The 14013-nt window shown below is 62.7% G+C and carries 15 protein-coding genes and 1 tRNA gene; 12 read left to right on the forward strand and 4 right to left on the reverse strand.

The genetic code is table 11. The features are described from left to right. The first annotated feature begins 9 nt into the window (after positions 1 to 9). The 6 genes from G489_RS0107040 (at position 10) to G489_RS19475 (ending at position 6875) form a co-directional block, all read left to right on the forward strand. The gene (locus G489_RS0107040; RefSeq protein ID WP_029040948.1) at positions 10 to 1068 is read left to right on the forward strand and encodes a substrate-binding domain-containing protein; all 1059 of its coding nucleotides are present in this window, start codon (positions 10 to 12) and stop codon (positions 1066 to 1068) included. 129 nt (positions 1069 to 1197) lie between these two features. Next, complete coding sequence (locus G489_RS0107045) at positions 1198 to 2262, forward strand: substrate-binding domain-containing protein (RefSeq protein WP_029040949.1); 1065 nt, start codon at positions 1198 to 1200, stop codon at positions 2260 to 2262. Between the two features lie 85 nt (positions 2263 to 2347). Further along, entirely contained in the window at positions 2348 to 3301 is a 954-nt protein-coding gene (locus tag G489_RS0107050) for an ABC transporter permease (protein WP_029040950.1), read from the forward strand. Positions 3302 to 3319: 18 nt separating this feature from the next. After that, the gene (locus tag G489_RS0107055) at positions 3320 to 4513 is read left to right on the forward strand and encodes an alanine racemase (RefSeq protein WP_029040951.1); all 1194 of its coding nucleotides are present in this window, start codon (positions 3320 to 3322) and stop codon (positions 4511 to 4513) included. A gap of 20 nt (positions 4514 to 4533) precedes the next feature. Then, positions 4534 to 5271 carry an ATP-binding cassette domain-containing protein gene (locus G489_RS0107060; RefSeq protein WP_029040952.1) on the forward strand — a complete coding sequence of 246 codons (738 nt, stop codon included), beginning with the start codon at positions 4534 to 4536 and terminating at the stop codon, positions 5269 to 5271. Between the two features lie 416 nt (positions 5272 to 5687). Further along, entirely contained in the window at positions 5688 to 6875 is a 1188-nt protein-coding gene (locus tag G489_RS19475) for an alpha-D-ribose 1-methylphosphonate 5-triphosphate diphosphatase (protein WP_051332392.1), read from the forward strand. Here G489_RS19475 and G489_RS0107070 read toward each other — a convergent pair. The 3 genes from G489_RS0107070 to G489_RS0107080 form a co-directional block, all read right to left on the reverse strand. Further along, complete coding sequence (locus tag G489_RS0107070) at positions 6872 to 7378, reverse strand: GFA family protein (RefSeq protein WP_035871842.1); 507 nt, start codon at positions 7376 to 7378, stop codon at positions 6872 to 6874. The two genes, G489_RS19475 and G489_RS0107070, sit on opposite strands and share 4 nt — an antisense overlap. Before the next feature lie 23 nt (positions 7379 to 7401). Next, complete coding sequence (locus G489_RS19480) at positions 7402 to 8235, reverse strand: alpha/beta fold hydrolase (RefSeq protein WP_210162588.1); 834 nt, start codon at positions 8233 to 8235, stop codon at positions 7402 to 7404. Positions 8236 to 8395: 160 nt separating this feature from the next. Continuing rightward, positions 8396 to 8761: a VOC family protein gene (locus G489_RS0107080; protein WP_029040954.1), complete on the reverse strand. Its 366-nt coding sequence runs from the start codon at positions 8759 to 8761 to the stop codon at positions 8396 to 8398. A gap of 376 nt (positions 8762 to 9137) precedes the next feature. Between G489_RS0107080 and G489_RS0107090 the strand changes: the two genes are divergently transcribed. The 3 genes from G489_RS0107090 to G489_RS0107100 all read left to right on the forward strand — a co-directional run bounded on the left by G489_RS0107090 (position 9138) and on the right by G489_RS0107100 (position 11408). After that, entirely contained in the window at positions 9138 to 9788 is a 651-nt protein-coding gene (locus G489_RS0107090; RefSeq protein ID WP_029040955.1) for a TetR/AcrR family transcriptional regulator, read from the forward strand. 111 nt (positions 9789 to 9899) lie between these two features. Then, a complete protein-coding gene (locus G489_RS0107095; RefSeq protein WP_155889333.1) occupies positions 9900 to 10793 on the forward strand; it encodes a dienelactone hydrolase family protein in 894 nt (297 codons plus the stop codon). Between the two features lie 75 nt (positions 10794 to 10868). After that, a complete protein-coding gene (locus tag G489_RS0107100) occupies positions 10869 to 11408 on the forward strand; it encodes a GNAT family N-acetyltransferase (RefSeq protein ID WP_051332398.1) in 540 nt (179 codons plus the stop codon). 153 nt (positions 11409 to 11561) lie between these two features. Here G489_RS0107100 and G489_RS0107105 read toward each other — a convergent pair whose 3' ends face one another. Continuing rightward, entirely contained in the window at positions 11562 to 11921 is a 360-nt protein-coding gene (locus tag G489_RS0107105) for a Rho termination factor N-terminal domain-containing protein (RefSeq protein ID WP_245578836.1), read from the reverse strand. Positions 11922 to 12105: 184 nt separating this feature from the next. Here G489_RS0107105 and G489_RS19485 point away from each other — a divergent pair, with 184 nt between their 5' ends. From G489_RS19485 to G489_RS0107120, 3 genes are all read left to right on the forward strand, one after another. Further along, positions 12106 to 12285: a hypothetical protein gene (locus G489_RS19485; protein WP_035871848.1), complete on the forward strand. Its 180-nt coding sequence runs from the start codon at positions 12106 to 12108 to the stop codon at positions 12283 to 12285. A gap of 144 nt (positions 12286 to 12429) precedes the next feature. Then, positions 12430 to 12505: transfer RNA gene (locus tag G489_RS0107115), tRNA-Lys, on the forward strand. Positions 12506 to 12659: 154 nt separating this feature from the next. Then, positions 12660 to 13316 carry an SOS response-associated peptidase gene (locus G489_RS0107120; protein WP_029040959.1) on the forward strand — a complete coding sequence of 219 codons (657 nt, stop codon included), beginning with the start codon at positions 12660 to 12662 and terminating at the stop codon, positions 13314 to 13316. Positions 13317 to 14013 lie beyond the last annotated feature (697 nt).

The following is a 14013-nucleotide window of genomic DNA, read 5'->3' on the forward strand; positions in this document are numbered from 1 at the left end:
GACAGAACCATGGCACTTCGTACAACTCTTGCGGCTCTCTCTGCCGCAACGCTGCTGGGGCTCACCCCTGCAGCCATGGCCCAGACGACCGGGCCGAACGGCGAAACGGCAACCCCGACCGCCGAAGTCACCGTGTCCGACGCCCAGGCTGAAGAGCTTCGGGCCGGCGGCCACACCGCTGCCCTGCTCTGGCACGACCAGTCCGATTTCGTGAACGCGGTCACCGCCGGCGCAACCGATGAATTCGAACGCCTCGGCATCGAAGTCGTCGCCACCGCCAACGCCGCGTTCGACGCGGCAAAGCAGCGTTCGGATATCGAGACCGCGCTCGTGCGTGAGCCTTCGATCATCCTGTCGCTGCCGCTCGATCCCGTGACTTCGGCTGCCGCTTTTGCCGAAGCCAAGGACCTCGGCGTCAAGCTCGTTTTCCTCTCCAACCTGCCTGCCGACTATGTGCATGGTGAGGACTACGCCGCCATCGTCACCGACGATCTGTTCCAGATGGGCAAGCAGGCCGCCGACGCACTCGCCGCTGCGATGGGCGAAACCGGCAAGGTTGCCTGGATCTATCACGACGCCACCTATTACGTGACCAACCAGCGCGATAATGCGTTCAAGACCACCATCGAGAACGATTATCCGAACATGGAAATCGTCGCCGAGGAAGGCATTGCCGACCCCGCCCGTGCGGAGGAAATCGCAAACGCCATGCTGCTGCGGAACCCGGATCTCGGTGGTGTCTACGTCACCTGGGCCGGTCCGGCAGAAGGCGTGCTGGCCGCGCTGCGCCAGAACGGCAACACCGACACCAAGATCGTGACCCTCGACCTTTCCGAGCCGATCGCGCTCGACATGGTCAATGGCGGCAACGTCACCGCGATCGTGGCTGACGAGGCCTATGAGCTTGGCCGCGCCATGGCCGCAACCGGCGCTCTCGCCCTTCTGGGCGAAGACACCCCGGCCTTCATCGTGGCCCCTGCGGTCACCGTGAACGCGGACAATGTGGCTGAAGGCTGGATGACCTCGCTTCACCGCGAGGCGCCCGAAAGCGTCCTGAACGCGAACTAAGCGTTCCAAAAGCAATAACCGGGAAAACCCCGGAAGGTCGCGCACCGGAGCCGAATTTGCATGCCGGACTCCGGTGCGTGACCCGCGAAACAAGGGCACGCGAATGCCCTGTTCCATCAGGAGGATAACATGAGAAGTCTTGTTTTTGCCGCAGCGATTTCAACCGCTGCCCTGTTGACCGCCCCGGCACTCGCTGCCGACGGCGCAACGGTCGGCCCCAATGGCGAAACGCCGACCCCGGTCGCTGAACTGACCCTGTCGGACGCCGAAGTCGCAAAGGTCGCCGAAGGCGGCTACACCGCGGCCCTGGTCTGGCACGAACTTTATGACTGGTCCGGTGCCGTCGCCCAGGGCGCCAAGGACGAGTTCGAACGCCTCGGCATCGAGGTGGTGGCCGAAACCGACGCCGGCTTCGACACAGCCCGTCAAAAGGCCGATGTCGAAACCGTCATGGCCCAGAACCCCTCGATCATCGTGTCACTGCCGATCGACCCGCCGACTGCCGCCAATGTCTACGGCATCGCCCGCGATGCCGGCGTGAAGCTGGTCTTCATCGACAATGCGGTGAACGGCTTCACCCATGGCGAGGACTATGTGACCGTCGTCTCCGCCGACCTGTTCCAGATCGGTTCGAAGGCCGCCAACGCCCTCGCCGCCGCGATGGGAGAGGAAGGCACTGTCGGCTACATGTTCCACGACGCCGATTTCCCGGTCACCAACCAGCGCGATCAGGCATTCAAGGCGACCATCGAGCAGGACTATCCGAACATGGAGATCGTTGTTGAATCCGGCATGACCGATCCGGCCAATGCCGAGGACATCGCCCGCGCCATGCTTTCGCGCAATCCCGATCTCGGCGGCATCTACACCCCTTGGGCCGAACCTGCCCTTGGCGTGCTCTCGGTCCTGCGCCAGCAGGGCAACACCGACACCAAGGTGATCACCATCGACCTCAACGAGCCGGTCGCGCTCGACATGCTCAATGGCGGCAATACCGCAGCGATCATTGCTGACGAAGCCTATGCGATCGGCGTCTATGCGGCCCGCGCCGCTGCAGCCAGCCTGCTCGATCGTTCGGTCGATCCGTTCCTGGTGGTCGATGCACTGGCGATCACGCCGGACAACATCGTTGAAGGCTGGGAGAAGTCCCTCAGCCATCAGCCTCCTGAATCAGTCATGAGCGCCGCGCAGTAAACGACGCGGCGAACCTCGCCGGCCCGGAGCCCTGCCGGGTCGGCACCTCACAAAGGCCCAATCGCCAAAACGCCGGACAAGACCGATGGAACAAGTGAAAAAAATCTTCGCCCGCTTCGACCTGCAGCAATATGTGGTCTATGTCGGCTTCCTGCTGATCTTCCTCTATTTCGCAGTCACCCTGCACGATGACGGGTTTCTGACCCAGCGCAACCTGACCAACATCGTGCTGCAGACCGCGCCCGCCACGATCATGGCCATCGGCCTGGTCTTCGTCCTCTCGGCGCGCGAGATCGACCTCTCCTTCGGCTCGATCGTCGCTGTCGCCGCCCTCTCCGCTGCCGTTGTCATGCAGGAATACAATATGTTCCTGGGCATCGCCGCCGGGCTCGGGGTCGGCCTCGCCATCGGGCTGTTCAACGGGGTGCTGGTCGCCTATCTCCGCCTCCCCTCATTCCTGGTTACCCTTGCGACAATGGGTTTGTTCGCCGGGGTTGCCCGCACGCTCACCAATCTGCGCTCCATCCCCGTCATCGATTCCGGTTTTACCGGCTTCTTCGGTGCCGGCTCCTTCCTCGGCGTCCCCTCCCTTGTGTGGTGGTCGTTCGGCGCGGTGATCGTCGGGCACTATATCTACCGTGAGACCCGCTTCGGCGCGCATGTGCTGGCCACCGGCGACAACGCCCGCGCTGCCCAGGTCTCCGGTATCAAGGTGCCGCGCATCCGTGTCGCCGTTCTCGCCCTTTCCGGCGTCTGCGCCGGCCTTGCCGGGCTCCTTTATGCGGGCCGCCTGCAGGCCGCCAAATACACCCTTGGCGAGACCGATCTGATGACCGTGATCGCCGCGGTGATCGTCGGCGGCACACTCCTGTCGGGCGGCAAGGGCACCGTCATCGGTGCGCTGGTCGGCTCGCTGCTCATGGGCATGCTCAATAACGGGCTTATCCTTCAGGGCCTTTCGGTCTCCGATCAGATGATCGTCCGGGGTATCATCATCCTCGTCGCGGTGGCCGTGTCCCTGCGCGATACCAACCACTGATCGAAGGGAGCGCGAACCATGTTTCTCGATGTTCTCCGCCGCCGTAATCCGGGCCTGATCGAAGCCTCGATCGCCCTGCATCAGGCAGGCCGCATCCCGGCTAATTGCTACGCGATCGACCTCGACGCGGTCACCGAAAACGCCAAGGTCTTCAAGGCCGAAGCCGACAAGCACGGCCTCAAGACCTTCGCCATGACCAAGCAGGTCGGCCGCAACTCCGATTTCTGCAAGGCCGTCATGGCCGGCGGCATCGACCGCGCCGTCGCCGTCGACATGGCCTGCGCCATCGCCTGCAACAATGCCGGTCTGCGCGTCGGTCATCTCGGTCACCTCGTCCAGATCCCGAAATACGAGGCGCCCGGCGCTGCCCGCGTACTCGCTCCCGACTACTGGACGGTTTTCAATGAGCAGAAGGCCCGCGAGGCCGCAGAAGCCTCCTATCGCGTGGGGCGCGAACAGAACCTGCTCGCCCGCATTCAGACTGAAGGCGACACCTTCTATCGCGGCCATGAAGGCGGGTTTGCCGCCGAGGACATCGTTGCCGTCGCCGAGATGATGGACAGCCTCGACGGCGCCCGTTTCGCAGGCATCACCACCTTCCCCGCCCTCCTGTTCGATCAGGAGACCGGCAAGGTGAAACCTACCCCGAACCTTTCGACCCTCAAACGCGCTGCCGAAGCCCTGGCGCAGGCGGGCCGGACCGACATCGAGATCAACGCCCCGGGCACCACCTCTTCGGTGGTGCTGGGCGCGCTGGCCGAAGCCGGCGCCACCCAGTGCGAACCGGGCAATGGCCTGCATGGCACAACGCCCCTGCACGCCCTTGAAGACCTGCCCGAGCGCCCCGCCGTCGCCTATGTCTCCGAGGTCTCCCACGAGCATGGCGGCCGGGCCTATTGCTTTGGCGGCGGTCTCTATATCGACCCCGTTTTCCCTTCCTATGACGTCAAGGCCGTCATTGGGTCCGAGCCCAACACCGATGCGCTGGCGAGCGTTGAAATCCCGCCCCCGAGCGCCATCGACTATTACGGCATGATCGACACCTCCGGCCCGGTAAAGCCGAAAATCGGCGACAGCGTCGTCTTCGGGTTCCGGGGACAGGCTTTCGTCACCCGCGCCCTGACAGTCGGCATCTCGGGTATTTCCTCGGGCAACCCCCAGGTCCATTCCATCGAAAACGGCTTTGGCGACGCGGTCGCCTGGCCGCTTTGAGCGCAACAAGGAGCACGACAATGGAAACCCAACCGCTTCTTGAGCTTTCCCATATCCGCAAACAGTTCGGCGGTGTCGTCGCGGTCGAGGATTTCTCCCTCGACCTGCATCCCGGCGAGATCGTCGCCCTTGTGGGCGACAACGGTGCTGGCAAATCGACGCTGATCAAGATGATCTCGGGCGTCTATCAGCCCACCGACGGCGCCATCCGCCTGTCGGGTGAGACCGTCAGCTTCACCGACGCCTCCGAGGCTCGCGCTCGCGGCATCGAGGTCGTCTATCAGGACCTCGCCCTCGCCGATCAGCAGCCGGTCTATATGAACCTCTTCCTTGGCCGCGAGAAGCTGATGAAGGGCCTGCCCCTCCTCGACCGCCGCTCGATGGTCAAGGAAGCCCAGCAGCTCGTCGAGGACCTCGATGTGCGCATCCCCTCCGCCAAGGCGACCATCCGCGATCTCTCTGGCGGTCAGCGCCAGGGCATTGCCATCGCACGGGCCACCCACTGGGCCAAGCAATTGATCCTGCTCGACGAGCCCACCGCCGCGCTCGGTGTCGCCGAGACCGCCAAGGTGGAAAAGCAGATCGCCGCGCTCAAGGAGCGCAATGTGGCGATCCTCATCATCTCGCACAGTCTCGATCAGGTCTTCCGCCTGTCGGATCGCATCTGCGTGCTGCGCCGCGGCCAGCAGATCGGCATTCGCGAGACGGCCAAGACCGACAAGAACGAGATCGTTGCCATGATCACCGGGGTGAACTGAAGCGAAACGGCTTCATCGACCACCGCCCTCATTCTGAGCTTGTCGAAGGACGAGGGCGAGGCGTCGGTACGTTCAGGAGGCATTTGCCCGAACCTCATCGTCATTCTCGGGCTTGACCCGAGAATCCACGATGAGACGAAATGCGGAAAGCGGTCGTGATAATCCTTGACCGCTGCAAACCGCCGGAATTCTGCATGGACCCTCGGGTCAAGCCCGAGGGTGACGAAGTTGGGGGAGGCGGCAACGCTCCACACATCGCGCTGTCCCGGCCAGCCCGCCGGCGTGAGGCGAGGGACGAACCGGGACCTCATTCCCGACACGAAATCAAAACCACCCCACGCTTGCCCAGCCGTTAAGGGCCTGACATGAAAGAACTGTAGGAGGCTCCCTCCCCGCCCTCATTGTCAGGCGCCGACATGTCCCCGCACGACACCTCATCCGCCTCGCCCACGCTGACAATCACCGGTGCGCGCATCCTCACTGAAAGCGGCTTCGAGGACGGCGTCGTGCGGATCGAGGACGGCCTGATCACAGAAATCACCGGGAGCGAAGGCGCACGACAAGGTGAGCGCATCGACGGACACGGTTGCCTGCTCCTGCCCGGCATCGTCGATCTGCATGGCGACGCGTTCGAGCGGTCCCTCAACCCGCGGCCGGGCGTCCGGTTTGCGCCCGAACTCGGCTTCGATGAAGCCGACCGGTTGATGACGGCTTTTGGCATCACAACGGCCCTGCACGGGCTGACCTGTTCCTGGGAGCCTGGCCTTCGCGGCACCGAGAGTTTCGCCGCCATGGCAAGGGCCTTGCGCGATCTCAAGCCTCGACTGCGTTGCGACACGCACATCCATCTGCGCTTCGAAATCCACACCCATGACGGGGTCGGCACCGCCTTGCCGCTAATCGAAGACGGTACCGTGCGCGTCCTCGCCTTTAACGACCACCTCGAAGCCACCGAAAAGGATATGGCCATCCCCGAGCGTGCCGACCTCTACCCGGCGCGCACCGGTGTCGACCTCGACGTTTTCAAGGCATTGCTCAGCGAGGTGCGTAAGAGCGCCAGTCGCATCGATCAGACGGTCAGCATCCTCGCCGATGCAGCGAACAGGGCCGGCGTCGCGCTGCTGAGCCATGACGATCCCGATCTCGAAACACGCGCCCATTATCGCGCACTTGGTGCCCGCATCGCCGAATTCCCGCTCACCCGCGACGTCGCCGCCAACGCCCGCGAGCATGGCGAACACGTTGTCATGGGCGCCCCCAACGCCCTGCGCGGCCGCAGCCACAAGGCTACAAACCCCTCGGCCAGCGATATGATCTCCGCCGGCCTGTGTAGCGTCCTTTCGACCGACTATTACTACCCAGCCCCTCTGCATGCCGCCTTCCGGCTGGCGCGCGACGGGGTTCTGCCACTCGAAAAAGCTTGGGAACTGGTCTCGGCCCATCCCGCCGAGGCGCTGGGATTCACGGATCGCGGGCGGATCGAAAAGGGCCTCCGCGCCGATCTGGTGCTTGTCGATGCCGGCGCGGATATGACCGCATCTCCCGAGGTTATGGCCACCGTGGCCGCTGGCACCCCGGTCTTCCAGACCGCGCGACGCCGCTAACGCCCGAACAGCATCGCCGCGCGGGCACCCAGCAACCGAAACATGAAGCTGATCGGGTAGCCCGGCGCTATTGGCGCGTCATCGGGCGACACCGCCCCGTCCGGCCGGTGTTTGGTCTGCACACGCATCTCGATGGGCGGCGGCTTCCCCACCAGCGCGGTGGCGAACATCGAATACCAGTGCCCCGGTCCGAAATCCGTATAGAGCCCGGTATTGCAGCATGACGCATGATACCGCGTGGTCGGTGAATTGGGCTTCAGCTTGCGTCCTTCGATCAGCTCTTGGCCGCGGACGACGCTCACCCGGTCCTTGCGGCACAGGATATAGGGCGTGCCCCCGTCGCTTTGCAGGATGGGAGCGGCACCTGGCAAAGCCTCGATAGCCTTGCTGCCTGCCTGGCAATCATCGCAGCAGCAGGCGGTCACAGCGATCGGCTTGCCCCGCGCCACCATCTCGACGCCCCCGCAAGCGCAGCAGAACTTCATGGGGTCGGTTTCCGGCATAGCCCCCTCCCTCTGTTCGGGTGCTAGAGCACCCCGGCCAGCTTGTTGGCGAAATCCTCGGCCATGAATGTGAAACCGACATGATCACCGGGTACGCTCACGGTATCCTGCCCGAGCGCCTCCGCCAGTGCCACCCCGCTGCGATGGGCGATATCACCCTCACTCATCTCGCCGACCAGCACCACTATCCTTGTGTCAGTTGCCAGAAGGGCCGCAATATCGGGCTCATATTCGGACAGCGGCTTCATCCCGTGCTCGAAGAAATAAGGCATGTTTGCCTCGGTGCGGGCAAAGCTCGCCATATCCTCCTCGCTCATCTCGCCCGGTGGCGGACCGGCCTCCTCGCCCTCGCCGTCCATGCCCGCGATCTCGAAGAACTTCTGCAGCGCCGCATCCGTGCCCTGGGTCAGATAGATCTCATGGATCTCCCAGTCGACCGCGAGCGCCTCTTCCGCGTCGGGCAGCAAATGGAGCGCCGGCGGTTCATGTGCCGCCAGCACCGAGACGAGGTCCGGATGCCTGGCCGCAAGATTGAGCCCGATCTGCGCGCCGCCGCTGGTGCCGAACACCCGCGCGGGTCCCTCGCCCAACGTCTCGATCAAGACCGCGATGTCGTCCGCGGCGCGGTCGACGCTCAGGGGTTCCGCCTCACCGGTAAAACCGCTGCGCGAATTGCCGCGCGGATCGATGGCGATCACGGTGAAACGGTGGGCAAGCGCCACTGCCAACCCGTTAAAAACCCCGGCATCCTGCGGTCCGCCGGGAATGAGGATCAGAACCGGTCCCGTCCCCCGCTGCTCATAATAGAGCGATGCGCCTGGCACCGTGATCGAGGCTGATTGAATATCCGTCGTCATTGTCATTTGTCCTGTCGAATGTCCTGAATTGTCCAAAGCGAAACCCGCAATGCCCCCGGGATTGGCGTGCCGGCCGCCGCCGCAAAACGGCGGCGACCAGCACCAGAGTAGGTCTTCCAGTATGGATTGAAGGCAGTAAGGTCTTGAGTATGAACGAGCTCTAGGGCGTGGCGATGATGATCCGGTTGCCCTCGCTGTCGCGGAATTCCGCGACCGTCCGCCCCGGTTGCCATTCCGGCTCATGAGGGGCGGTGACAATCTCGACGCCCTTGTTTCGCAACTCGCTGACCCTGCCCTCGACATCGCTGTCCACCAGCACCAGTACCGGGTCCTCCGACGGATCCTCATTCGAACGCCTGACAAAATGGAGGTGAGTGCTTTCACCGGGAAACCCGATCTCGACCCAGTGCCAGCCGTCAGGTCCCATGGGCGCATCTGCCACCACCTCGCATCCGAGCTTTTCGACATAGAACGCCTTGGCTCTCGCCTGATCCAACACCGGCAATTCGGCAAATTGAACAAACATTGTGTTCTCCGCAAAGCGAGGGATGGGCCGGGTCAGATGGCGCAGGCACCCCTTCCCCGAACCGACCGGCCCACCCTTGTTGGCCCGACCGAAATCATGATCGAGAAGCTCCAGCCTCCCTGCCACACCGCAAGGTGGTTTCTTTGGCTAGAACTAGACGGTACAGTACTACTCTGTCAATAGACGGATCGTCAGGCAATGGTTGTGCGGGCAGGAAATATGGAAACGGCGCGGCTGAGCCGCGCCGGCTTTTCAAGCATGCGCTGGGCGTCCACATCGTACGCCTCCGGCCAATCCATCGCACGAGGCTTCGCCAATCTGCGCTTTGCGGTTCCCGTATGCCTGCCGCCTGCCTATAAGGGTCCCGGGAAAAGCCATGACAACACAATCCGATTCCACACTCCCCGCCCCTGGAACGCGTTCGGCACGCAAACGCGAAGCGATCCTTGCGGCGGCAACCGGGGTCTTCCTGAAATCGGGCTATCTCGGCACGAATATGGACGAGATCGCGGCCCTCTCCCATGTTTCGAAACAGACGGTCTACAAGCACTTCTCCAGCAAGGAAGCGCTCTTTATCGAGATCGTCACCGGCATGACCGATATCACCGGTGACGCCGTACATGACTACTTCCATCCACTCGGCGATAATGACGATCTGGCCGCCTATCTCGAAGCCTACGCCTACCGGCAGCTCTCGATCGTGGTCACACCACGCATCATGCAACTGCGGCGACTGGTGATCGGCGAAGTCAGCCGCTTTCCTGAACTCGCGCGCGTCCTTTACGAACATGGTCCCGGCCGGGCCCTGAAGATTCTGGCCGACCTGTTCCAACAACTCGACGCGCAAGGGCGCCTGGCCATCGACGATCCGGTCATGGCTGCCGAGCATTTCAACTGGCTGGTGATGTCCGCCCCCCTCAATCGGGCCATGCTGCTGGGCGACGATGCGATCCCGGGCGAAGCCCACCTCCGCCGCTACGCCCATGAAGGCGTGCGGGTGTTTCTGGCAGCCTACGGCGCCCGCTGATCGGCGGCGCCACATCCTGGCATCTCGGGCTCAGGCTGACCTTCCGCCCCTTGCCTTTCTGTGTACGATGGAGCGCTGTCAAAACAACGCGCTACGCTAGAGGAGGCCTGCTTGCTCTCACATCGCAGCATCATGACCGGCCTCCGGGCAGCGCTGATGGCCCTTTTTGTCTTGCCCGTGACTGCCCCTGCTCTTTCGCAGGAACGCGATCTCCACAACAGCACCAAGCAGTTTTCCGCCCCTGCCGACCTCTCCTGGCAGGACTGGGAGGATCCGGATGAACTCGAGCGGACCTGGGACGCGGCGATAGTTTGGGCGCCCGATGGCATGGGCGGGTCCGAGCGCCTGACAACAGATAAGTTGGAGCAGCAAGCCGCCGATACGGGTATCACGCTTCCCACAATCATCTATATGCATGGCTGCAGCGGCATCTGGCCGGGCTCCCATGAACGCATGAAGTTCCTCGCTGCCAACGGCTTTCTCGTCATCGCACCGGTCAGCCTGGCGCGGGAGACCTACCCCCAATCCTGCGACGTGGACACGCTCGAGGCCGGAATGTTCCGCGGCACGCTGGGGCTCCGCCGGAATGACGCCGGATACGCCATCGCAAAGGCGCGGAACCTCGCAATCGTTGATGGGAAAAACATGGTGCTGATGGGGTTCAGCGAAGGCGGCATCGTCGCCGCGACCTTCAAGCCCAAAGACGAAACCCAAACGGTCAGGGCCAGGATTTCGGAAGGCTGGACATGCCACACTCCCTGGCCGGAAGACCGCGGCATCAACGCGCCCGAGAACGAGCCTGTATTAACCCTGCTCGGTCAGGGCGACCCCTGGCACCAGAACCAGTGGACCGAGGGCGATTGCGAAGAATTCCTCGATCCCGGCAATGGAAGCCGGTCAATCGTCTACCGCCAAGGCACGATCGCCGACGAGCACGGCCTCCTGGAATTCGAGACCGCCAGAAACGAAGTCCTCGCCTTCCTGCAGGAACACCTCGATCTGTGATCGCGCCCGTGCCGGCCCTGCGATTGCGCTGGTCTCGCGAGGGCGGTATGTCCCCCCTTGGAAAAGGGGCGGACTTTGAAAATCACCTCCGGCTTTGCAGGACGCAAGCAAGCGCTCATTGCACTCTTCACCCGGACCTTCACCGTCTCGGAGGGACAGAAGGAAGGCGCGCTGATTGGCGACTTGGTGCGGGACCTGCTCGCGGATACGCCAACGCGGGACATCCGCGTGTTTTGCGCCGAGGTTGAAGGCGATCCCATTGGTGCAGCAATCTTCACGCGACTGACCTACCCGGAGGACCCGCATATCGTCTTCCTGCTATCTCCACTAGCCGTCGCGCCGGAGAGCCAGGGGCAAGGCATCGGACAAGCCCTGCTCAAAAAGGCACTGGAGATGCTGCGATGTGAAGGCATTCAGATTGCTATCACCTACGGCGACCCAAGCTTCTATGGACGCGTCGGATTCAGACCAGTCACGGAAAAACAGGCCCGCGCGCCTCTGCCGCTCAGTTTCCCTGGTGGGTGGATCGGGCAGTCTCTGACAGAAGTGCAGATGCCCAACCTTCAAGGACCGTCGACCTGCGTCTCCGCGTTGAACCGGAGCGAATTGTGGTGAAGCTTGCGCAAGGTTAGTGCTCGCCGCCTTCCGACATGGCGGTCAGAGCGAAAGGCGGAAAGGATGTATTGCCGATATCCGCGGAGCATAGATGAGCATCGACGGCCGCACTGGGGGCGGTCATCGGCGATCCATCATCTATGAGCAAACCGCCTAATGGTCCCGCAGCGCGGCGATGAGCTGCTTCTTGTTCATCTTCGAGCGGCCGTCGATCCCGATCTTTTGCGCCTGATCATACAGATCGGCCTTGGTCCATTCCTCATAAGGCGGCGCCTTGCCACCCTTTTTGGACGGCTTTTCGCCCGCGGCCTTGGCGTTCGAGATCCGGGCAGCCTTTTCCTTGCTCATCCCTTTGTCTCGAAGTTCCTCATACATCTCGGGCTTTTTGACCGAAGGTCCCGGTGCGTCCCGTCCATTGCTTTTGGGCATGATGCGTCTCCTTAGCCATTCGGGAGCAAGGGCCAGAAACCCGCTGGCGGCGTGCAGGCCGCCGCGTCGATCGGTATTTCTCATTGTTGCGCTCCTTTCCCTGTGGTTGTGGGGAGAAACGCGTCACGCGGCGTTCGGTTGCCTCGGCGGCGGGTCGCCGCTGCGCCGGTCGCGCGACAGAAGACCTGCCTGTTCTGTTCAATCGATCCGGGAACGGGCCCCGCCATCCAGGCATTTGACCCCCAGATATCCCCGTCAGGAGGTTTCCATGCCCGATACCGGACAGACAGGACACAACCCCGAAAACACTACGCCGCGCCAGCACCGCACGCTCGATGTCCGTCAGGCCCGCATTGCCTTGCGCACGCCCTGGCAAAGATGGGTTTTCATCGGCGGCATCGCCCTGTGTCTCGTGCTTGGACTGGTGATCGTTATCGCCCTCACCTAGCGCAGGCCACCGGCCATCCGGGGCCCTCCAGGGCAGATTAGCGGAGCGCATTCATCGTGTTCACAAAGCGCGCTGGACAGACCGGAATTGATTTGCTACTAGCCGCCCCACACGACGGCCCGGCTCGCCGGCGCCTGTCGATGTGGGTGTATAGCTCAGTTGGTAGAGCAGCTGACTCTTAATCAGCGGGTCCAAGGTTCGAGTCCTTGTACACCCACCAAATCCTCCAGGATTTCCGCTTCCATTTCGCACCGAGTCGCAGGCTTTGGGCCAGGGCTGCAGGCGGCGACGGCACCGTCCGTCGGGCGGAACCCCGCTTGCGCGAATTTGCACCCAGGCTTTAACCTGCCCCTTGCTTGAGCGAGGTCTTGGCGATGTGTGGACGGTTTTCTGATGTTCTGAGCTGGCAGCAATTGCACGACCTCTATGAGATCGTCGGCGACGCCCAGACCGGTCACAACCTTCTGGGGCGCCAGAACATCGCCCCCACCCAGGACGTACTGTTTTGCGTGCAATCGGAAGACGGCCGCGAATTTGCCATCGGGCGCTGGTGGCTGGTGCCGTCCTGGGCCAAGGAAGTCGGCAAGTACCCGACATTCAACGCCCGTGGTGAGACCGCCGCAAGCAAAGCCAGCTTCCGGTCTGCTTTCAAGTCCCGGCGCTGCCTGATCCCGGCCGAAGGTTACTACGAATGGACCAAGGCGGAGGATGGCGGTCGCGACCCCCATTTTATTCACCTGGAGGGTGAACCTCTCAGCTTTGCCGGCCTGTGGGAGAGCCATCCAGAATTCGGCCTCAGCTGCACCATCGTTACTCTTCCGGCCGCCCCCGGGATTGCGCATCTGCATAACCGGATGCCTGTGGTTCTGAGCCCGGATGCCTGGTCAGGCTGGCTCGACCCGGCCAACGACGCCAAGGCTGCCAGCGCCTTGCTCGAAAACAACCGCGGCAGCGATCTCGTCTCCTACCGCGTCTCGCGCAAGGTCAACAAATCGAGCTATCACGGCGACGATTGCCGCGAGCCGATCTGACCTTCCTGCCGGCAAACTGAACTGCCCAGCTCCGTCTGGCACGGGCACCGTCGCACTCTGACGTCGGGAACGACGAATCGAATCCGGCCGTCCAAATTGCAGTATATGGGAACGTTTTCGCAGAGCGCAGAAGCGTAAGTGCAGCGATCGTTCGATCCACGAACCAATAAATAGCCAATGATTTCAATCTACTATGACTGGCGCATAAGTAGAAATCACTAGCCAATTTTCCCGGTTTCGATATTATTGAACTGCGGAGCAATTGAAGCATGGCCGCAATCAGGGGCGGGACTCATGATTTCATACAGGGCTTGGCTGACGCCGGCCGCCATCGTGGTGGCCATCCTCGTCGGATGCTGGCTGGTTCACAATCAGCTGGCGACCTCGAATTTCCACGTCACAGTCTTTGTCTTGCTTGCGGCGGCCTTCGCCCATTTCCAGCTTCGCGCGAGCCGACCGAGCCTCGCAATTGAAGCAACGCTGTCGTTTCAGCGACCAGTCAATCAGGTAGAGCCCCCGCTCATGCCCCCTGTGGCTGTCGCTGCTGGCCGGAGCAGGCAAGTTGCCCCCTGTCTGCTCCGGCCAATTCCTGGCTAGCCGATATCCGGATCGTTTTCGACGGTCTGTTTCTGGGTGCCGAGGCCCTCGATGCCCAGTTCGATTGTGTCGCCGGGCTTGAGATAGGTCGGCGGGGTCA

It is taken from the genome of Cucumibacter marinus DSM 18995 (genome assembly GCF_000429865.1).
In the GTDB taxonomy this organism is placed as follows: domain Bacteria; phylum Pseudomonadota; class Alphaproteobacteria; order Rhizobiales; family Devosiaceae; genus Cucumibacter; species Cucumibacter marinus.

Coding starts and splice junctions, on each gene's coding strand:
- G489_RS19480 (WP_210162588.1), bottom strand. CDS start 8,235: ATGACGACGGATATTCAATCAGCCTCGATCACGGTGCCAGGCGCATCG.
- G489_RS0107105 (WP_245578836.1), bottom strand. CDS start 11,921: ATGAGAAATACCGATCGACGCGGCGGCCTGCACGCCGCCAGCGGGTTT.
- G489_RS0107045 (WP_029040949.1), top strand. CDS start 1,198: ATGAGAAGTCTTGTTTTTGCCGCAGCGATTTCAACCGCTGCCCTGTTG.
- G489_RS0107055 (WP_029040951.1), top strand. CDS start 3,320: ATGTTTCTCGATGTTCTCCGCCGCCGTAATCCGGGCCTGATCGAAGCC.
- G489_RS0107070 (WP_035871842.1), bottom strand. CDS start 7,378: ATGCCGGAAACCGACCCCATGAAGTTCTGCTGCGCTTGCGGGGGCGTC.
- G489_RS19485 (WP_035871848.1), top strand. CDS start 12,106: ATGCCCGATACCGGACAGACAGGACACAACCCCGAAAACACTACGCCG.
- G489_RS0107050 (WP_029040950.1), top strand. CDS start 2,348: ATGGAACAAGTGAAAAAAATCTTCGCCCGCTTCGACCTGCAGCAATAT.
- G489_RS19475 (WP_051332392.1), top strand. CDS start 5,688: ATGTCCCCGCACGACACCTCATCCGCCTCGCCCACGCTGACAATCACC.
- G489_RS0107090 (WP_029040955.1), top strand. CDS start 9,138: ATGACAACACAATCCGATTCCACACTCCCCGCCCCTGGAACGCGTTCG.
- G489_RS0107120 (WP_029040959.1), top strand. CDS start 12,660: ATGTGTGGACGGTTTTCTGATGTTCTGAGCTGGCAGCAATTGCACGAC.
- G489_RS0107080 (WP_029040954.1), bottom strand. CDS start 8,761: ATGTTTGTTCAATTTGCCGAATTGCCGGTGTTGGATCAGGCGAGAGCC.
- G489_RS0107060 (WP_029040952.1), top strand. CDS start 4,534: ATGGAAACCCAACCGCTTCTTGAGCTTTCCCATATCCGCAAACAGTTC.
- G489_RS0107040 (WP_029040948.1), top strand. CDS start 10: ATGGCACTTCGTACAACTCTTGCGGCTCTCTCTGCCGCAACGCTGCTG.